This is a genomic window from Carnobacterium sp., from assembly GCF_032094055.1.
Taxonomy (GTDB): Bacteria; Bacillota; Bacilli; order Lactobacillales; family Carnobacteriaceae; genus Carnobacterium_A.
The window spans coordinates 12551-17884 of sequence record NZ_DAMDAK010000008.1 but is presented as its reverse complement, the minus strand read 5'-3'; the positions used below and the strand labels follow the sequence as shown (position 1 = coordinate 17884).

Genomic DNA, 5334 nt, shown 5'->3' with positions numbered 1-5334 from the left:
AAGAAGTGACCGTTAAAGGAGAAACAGATACACGCAGCTACCAAGTTCCGTTTATCTCGCGGATGAAAGTAGTTGAAGGCGATAAGATTGAACGGGGTACACGCTTAATTGAAGGATCAATTGACCCTAAACAATTATTAAGCGTCAGCGACGTTCTTTCAGTCGAAAACTATCTGTTACGTGAAGTTCAAAAAGTATACCGTATGCAAGGGGTAGAAATCGGGGACAAACATATCGAAGTAATGGTTCGTCAAATGTTGCGTAAAGTACGAGTGATGGATCCAGGTGAAACAGATGTCTTGCCAGGTACACTAATCGATATCCACGACTTCACAGAAGAAAACAACAAAACTTTATTAGCTGGCGGCGTTCCAGCGACAGCTCGTCCGGTCTTATTAGGAATCACGAAAGCTTCATTGGAAACAAACAGCTTCTTATCTGCTGCTTCATTCCAAGAAACGACACGTGTCTTAACGGATGCTGCTATTCGCGGAAAACGTGATCCATTATTAGGGTTGAAAGAAAATGTTATCATCGGGAAAATCATTCCAGCTGGTACCGGAATGGCGAAATACCGTAAAATGGAACCTAAAGGAATTGGCGTAGTAAGCGAAAATGTTTACAGCATCAATGACCAAAAGGAACCAAACAGATAAAATAAGTTAAAAGGTCGTTCAGTTGATAAAATCAGCTGAACGGCCTTTTTTCATTTGGCTACTTAATTGGAAGTGACATTATTTTCTGTGAGTAAAAAGGTGTGCTATGCTAATAAAAGAAATATAAAAACCAAAAAAATTGAAGGAGTGTTTTGAGTGGAGAGTACACGAAAAAAATTACCGGATATGCAAACAGGGTTATATATTAATGGGCAATGGACAACAGGTTCGCTGGAAAGCAAAGCAGTCAACAACCCTGCTACTGGTGAAGAATTAATCAAAGTGGCACAAGCCAATACAGCTGATACTGAAAAAGCTATTGCAGCAGCAAAAGCAGCTTTTCCGGTATGGTCAGGAATGGAACTGAAAGAAAGAGTAAAAGTTCTGCACAAAATTGCGGATTTAATGGAAGAAAATGCCGATCGACTAGCACTGATCATGACGCTAGAACAAGGCAAACCACTGGCAGAAGCAAAAGGCGAGATTGAAACAAACGTCGAAAATATGCATTGGAATGCTGAGGAAGCTAGACGAATCTATGGTGAAACGATACCTGCTCCTAATAACCACAAATTTGAAGTTAAAAAGCAGCCGATAGGCGTTGTCGGAGCCATCACTCCGTGGAATTTTCCATCCAACATGATCATACGGAAGATATCGCCTGCTATTTCAGCCGGGTGCACGATTATTTTGAAACCAGCCAGCAGCACACCGCTATCTGCGATCGCGATATTTGAGTTATTCGAACAAGCTGGTCTACCGGCAGGTGTAGCTAATTTGGTAATGGGACCATCAAGCGATATCGGTAAAGCTTTAACAAGTAGCAATGACGTTCGCAAATTAACATTTACCGGTTCAACTAAAGTCGGACAGCAATTGTATGAACAATGCGGTGCAACATTGAAAAAAATCTCATTAGAATTAGGCGGTCATGCCCCTTTTATTGTTTTTGCAGATGCACCGATCGAAGAAACGGTCAAGGCATTAGTAGCTATGAAATTCAGGAACAATGGGCAAGCTTGTACATCGCCTAACCGTATTTTTGTCGAAAAATCGATCAAAAAAGAATTTACAGCTGCTTTAAATCAGGCTGTTTCTCAAGTAAAAGTCGGAAACGGACTAGATGAAGTGACGGTAGGCCCGCTGATCAACGAAGAAGCTCGTGAAACGATCGATGCTCAATTAGCGGACGCAAAAAATAAAGGCGCAGATATCTCCATCGGTGGTGGTCGTTTGACAGAAGGAGAATATGAAAATGGATTCTTTTATCAGCCGACTGTCGTCGATGGCGTAACGAATGAAATGGATATTTTCTATGAAGAAACGTTTGGTCCGGTCGTTCCGTTGATTGAGTTTGAAAAAGAAGACGAAGTAATCCAAATGGCTAACGATACCAATTTTGGCTTAGCTTCGTATGTTTTCACTACAGATCTGCGACGTGCTGAAAAAGTAAGCACAGCTTTAGAATATGGCTTAGTCGGAGTCAATAATACGCAAGTTTCTCAATCAGAGACACCTTTTGGCGGCGTAAAACATTCTGGTTTAGGTCGTGAGAATGGGCATTATGGGATTGAAGAATTTCTTGAAGTTAAATTCGTCCACACCACTTACTTTGTTGATTAAAAGTGTTTGGTCTAAAAGAAAGAAGGGTTAGCGATGAAAGCTGTACGAGTCAATGAATTTGGCGGACCGGAAGTATTGAAAATAGAAGAAATTGAGACACCCATACCAAAAGATGATGAAGTCTTGATTAAAGTCGCATATGCAGGAGTATTGCCGATCGACTGGAAAATCCGGCAAGGTAAAGCAGGTAAGAAACGATTTCCTTATACTCCTGGAATTGCGGCTTCCGGAATAATTGAACAAATTGGGAAGGACGTTACAGGCTTTAAAGTCGGTGATGCCGTTTTTGGCAGGACAAAGCGTGGAGCCTATAAAGAAAAAGCCACTATTCCCGCAACGACTTTGAACCACAAGCCAAAGTATCTTTCATTTGAACAAGCGGCTACGATTATTGCCGGTGCGGAAACAGCCTGGAAAGCTTTATTTACGCAAGGAGATTTACAAGCGGGTCAACGTGTCTTGATCCATGCTGCGGCTGGCGGGGTCGGACATTATGCCGTTCAGCTGGCTAAATGGAAAGGAGCAGAAGTCCTTGGAACAGCTTCAGCTGCTAACCAGAGCTTTTTAAAAAAATTAGGTACAGATCAAACGATTGATTATAACCAACAACACTTTGAAGAAGAAGTAGCGGATGTGGATTTAGTTATTGATTTGATTGGCGGCGAAACGCAAGACCGATCTTGGGATGTTATCAAACCGGGTGGGAAGTTAGTCAGTTTAGTTGGTATTCACAATCCGCAAGCGGCGGTCGAGCATGGGGTCCAAGGAATAGATAATCAAGAGAGTCCAACACTAAGTGAACTGGATCAACTAGCAGAATTGATGGCTGAAGGAACGATCAAGACGGAAATTGAAAAGACGTATCCATTGGAAAAGGTGCGAGAAGCTATGATACAAAGTGAGACTGGACATGGACGAGGGCGCATTTTGCTGAAAGTAACAGCTGAGGGGTAGCGAACCAAGTTAAAAACTGTCAGGGCAAAAGGAGTAAGCATGCTTTTGCCCTGGTTGATGGGATCAATTAAACAGCTTCTCAGCTAGTGTTAAGAAAGCATCACCATACCGGATAGAAATGAAGACACCGAAAAAGATAAAAGGTGCAAACGGCAGCAAGGTTTGCCGTGTGATTTTTTTTAACAGCAAGAGAATACCGGCAAGTAGCAATAGCGATAAAGAAGCGGCAAAAAGGGTAAACAGCATAAGTCTGAAACCCAACAATAAGCCAAGCACACCAAACAGCTTCACATCACCTCCGCCAATGGCTTGATTTGTAAGATAGTATAAGATATAAAATAAACTAAAATAGAAAAACCCGCTGAATAGATAATAGGAAATCGTGAGCGGATGATACCAAATTCGGCCGATCATCACCAATATGAAGAAAAAGGCCATAAGCGAATCTGGTAATAATCGATAATGCAGATCGGTTATACTGAAAACTAAACTAAAAGCAGTCAGCACGTACATTAAAAAAAGTTCTTGCGGCTGTGCAGTAAAAACAAACGCAATCAGAATAAAAAGCAGCCCAGTCCCAATCTCGATTAAAAGATAATAGAACGAAAATGGAGTGCGGCAATAACGACATCGTCCTTTTTGAAGCAGAAAAGAAAAAACAGGAATCAATTCCATAGGACCAAGCGAATGCTGGCAATGTGTGCAATGAGAAGCAGGCCGAATAATGGATTGTCCCAAAGGAACTCTTAACCCAATAACCATAAAAAAAGAACCAAAACAACAACCAAGCCATCCAATCAATAAAAAGTATGCAAATTCGAACATCTTTTGATCCACCCAGCTTTCTTGTGTATGCTTTTGTTAGTTATAAGAAATGTACGCAGATTTTAAACAAAACATTTTTTTGAAAAAGCTGTTTTTCAGACCTTTTTTGGCTTCGCCGAAAAGCACAAAATGGATTCTCTCTCAATAAATGGATTGATAGACTATGAGAGTGAAAAGTATTCAACGTTAAGGACCTTATAAAGGGTTTATGGACCTTAAGTTTAATTTGACACATCTTTGAGGTCCACAACAGATGTTTAAGGACCTTAAGTTTGTTTTTCCCTCCTAGTTAAGGTCCTTAATGTGATTTATCCTGACAAACCTCAATCCGCACCAACTAATCTGATCGAATCTTTTCGGCCTCTGCGAAAATACCCTTTTCAAGACTATTTCTTTTAATACAACACTAGTAAAGAGATACAGAAATAGAAGTTGATGGAAATAAAGATGTATTAGAATTTTTATAAAGGATGATGCGCAAAGACGTCATATTTCTATAGAAAAATAAGCGTAATGTCGAAACTGAACAGTTATGTAAAATTATTTTTTTAAAAATAAAAAAAGTTGTTGCCTTTTATTGACAAAAAAAAAAAGACATGGTATGATTCACAAGGTGCTTTTGTATACAGATTCCTGTCTATCGGTCGTTCTGACTGGTACAAGGGCCAATATTTCCACAAGCAAAGCTGGTTGCGATTTTCAGCACTATTTTTTGCTGTAAAAAGAACCGCCTGGATGTGTGGACTAAAAAGATAAACACAGGGAAGGAGGAAATTACCAATGCCTACAATTAATCAATTAGTTCGTAGCCCTCGTAAATCTAAAGCTGGAAAATCAGAATCTCCTGCTTTAAACAGAGGATATAACAGTAAAAGAAAAAAACAAACAACAGCAAACTCACCTCAAAAGCGTGGTGTTTGTACTCGTGTGGGAACAATGACTCCTAAAAAACCTAACTCAGCGTTACGTAAATATGCACGTGTTCGTTTGTCTAACTTAATTGAAGTAACAGCATATATCCCAGGAGAAGGACACAACTTGCAAGAACATAGTGTTGTACTTATCCGTGGAGGACGTGTTAAAGATTTACCAGGGGTACGTTACCACATCGTTCGTGGTGCTTTAGATACTGCTGGTGTTACAGATCGTAAACAAAGCCGTTCTAAATATGGTGCTAAAAAACCTAAAAACTAAACGTTACATTAAAAACTGAACATAAAATAAAATACTCATAAATTATGATTGAAAGGAGGAATTTGGATGCCTCGTAAAGGTC

At 40.0% G+C, this 5334-nt stretch carries 4 protein-coding genes and 1 pseudogene; 4 read left to right on the top strand and 1 reads right to left on the bottom strand.

Annotated elements, in window-relative coordinates:
• The 3 genes and pseudogenes from RT405_RS02345 to RT405_RS02335 form a co-directional block, all read left to right on the top strand.
• Window positions 1-656, top strand: a pseudogene (locus tag RT405_RS02345) (DNA-directed RNA polymerase subunit beta'); the annotation flags it as partial.
• A gap of 186 nt (window positions 657-842) precedes the next feature.
• Window positions 843-2279 (top strand): NAD-dependent succinate-semialdehyde dehydrogenase, encoded by a 1437-nt coding sequence (locus RT405_RS02340; RefSeq protein ID WP_313467273.1) that lies wholly within the window; start codon window positions 843-845, stop codon window positions 2277-2279.
• Window positions 2280-2312: 33 nt separating this feature from the next.
• Window positions 2313-3233 carry an NADP-dependent oxidoreductase gene (locus RT405_RS02335; RefSeq protein ID WP_313467225.1) on the top strand — a complete coding sequence of 307 codons (921 nt, stop codon included), beginning with the start codon at window positions 2313-2315 and terminating at the stop codon, window positions 3231-3233.
• 63 nt (window positions 3234-3296) lie between these two features.
• Here the strand turns inward: RT405_RS02335 and RT405_RS02330 are convergent, their stop codons facing one another.
• Window positions 3297-4058 carry a prepilin peptidase gene (locus RT405_RS02330; RefSeq protein WP_313467223.1) on the bottom strand — a complete coding sequence of 254 codons (762 nt, stop codon included), beginning with the start codon at window positions 4056-4058 and terminating at the stop codon, window positions 3297-3299.
• Window positions 4059-4838: 780 nt separating this feature from the next.
• Here RT405_RS02330 and rpsL point away from each other — a divergent pair.
• Entirely contained in the window at window positions 4839-5252 is a 414-nt protein-coding gene (gene rpsL, locus RT405_RS02325) for a 30S ribosomal protein S12 (RefSeq protein ID WP_035031084.1), read from the top strand.
• Window positions 5253-5334: the final 82 nt, after the last annotated feature.

Coding starts and splice junctions, on each gene's coding strand:
- RT405_RS02340 (WP_313467273.1), top strand. CDS start 843: ATGCAAACAGGGTTATATATTAATGGGCAATGGACAACAGGTTCGCTG.
- RT405_RS02335 (WP_313467225.1), top strand. CDS start 2,313: ATGAAAGCTGTACGAGTCAATGAATTTGGCGGACCGGAAGTATTGAAA.
- RT405_RS02330 (WP_313467223.1), bottom strand. CDS start 4,058: ATGTTCGAATTTGCATACTTTTTATTGATTGGATGGCTTGGTTGTTGT.
- rpsL (WP_035031084.1), top strand. CDS start 4,839: ATGCCTACAATTAATCAATTAGTTCGTAGCCCTCGTAAATCTAAAGCT.